Raw genomic sequence first — 1091 nt, forward strand, 5'->3', positions numbered from 1 at the left:
TGACTGGCGCAGGTAGCCGCCGATCTGGTGCTGACCATTCTTGCCAGCGCGCGGGTCAACCATCATCTGAGCCGCAATGCCGGTTAGACCAAGAGCGTCATCCAGCTCCCGGTGCAGCAGCAATCCGCCATCGGAACTGATGGAGCTTCCCTGAAACGCGAGTTTGATCGTGCGGTCGAAATGAAGCCTCAAAGGGCCCGTTTCCGCTTCACCCATCGCGTTCGCTCCCAAAGCCAACCTCCATGCAGGCTAACCCATTGATGCTAATAAATTATCATGCGACTGGCCGACCGTAAAACAATTTCCATATGGGATATCCGGGTTTAAATCGGCAATTCGGCATTGTGCGTTTTGTCTGGAACAGAGCCCTTGCCGCAAAAAAACATTATTTTAAGGTTCGCGGAAAGAACCTGTCGCCCACACGGGATTTGAAGCCATTACTCGCGGTTGCCAAGAAAAGTCGGAAATATGGCTGGGTGGCACAAGCTGACTCCATTGCATTGCAAGAAGCACTCAGAAACCTGCAAACGGCGTTCCAGAAGTTCTTTGACCCAAAGCTGAATAACGGGTTTCCCCGTTTCAAATCCAAGCACGGCAAACAAGGCAGCTATCATTGCATGTCGGTTTCAATAGGCGATGGCTGGATCAAAATACCAAAGTGCCCACGAATTAAAGCCAGAGTACATCGTGCAGCAAACGGCAAAGTAAATTCGATCACCATATCGAAAACATCGACGGGCAAGTACTATGCCTCCGTTTTGGTGGAAGACGGGACTGTAGAGCCCGAAGCAAAGAAAGCTCTTTCCGCACAAGCTGTAACAGGTGTTGATCTTGGTTTGTCTCATCTTTGCATCTATAGCAACGGCGAAAAGCAGAAGAACCCACGCTTTTTAAAACGTGCCGCCATCAATTTGCGTCGCAAACAAAAAACTCTGTCCCGAAAAAAGAAAGGCTCCAGGAACAGGGCCAAGGCGCGGTTGTTGGTGGCAAAGGCCCACGAGAGGATCGCCAATACTCGAAATGACTTTCAGCACAAGCTTTCCAAACGCCTGATTGACGATAACCAAGCGGTCTGCGTGGAGACGTTGAAA

2 protein-coding genes are annotated in these 1091 nt (G+C 50.3%); one reads left to right on the forward strand and one right to left on the reverse strand.

Annotated features, from left to right (window positions below):
• A partial coding sequence (locus tag E1297_RS01520) for a transposase (protein WP_196223119.1) occupies positions 1-216 on the reverse strand: 216 nt, incomplete at its 3' end.
• A gap of 92 nt (positions 217-308) precedes the next feature.
• Between E1297_RS01520 and E1297_RS01525 the strand changes: the two genes are divergently transcribed.
• On the forward strand, positions 309-1091 hold a 783-nt coding region (locus E1297_RS01525), incomplete at its 3' end, for an RNA-guided endonuclease TnpB family protein (protein ID WP_155133014.1).

The sequence above is a fragment of the Roseibium sp. RKSG952 genome (assembly GCF_009711355.1).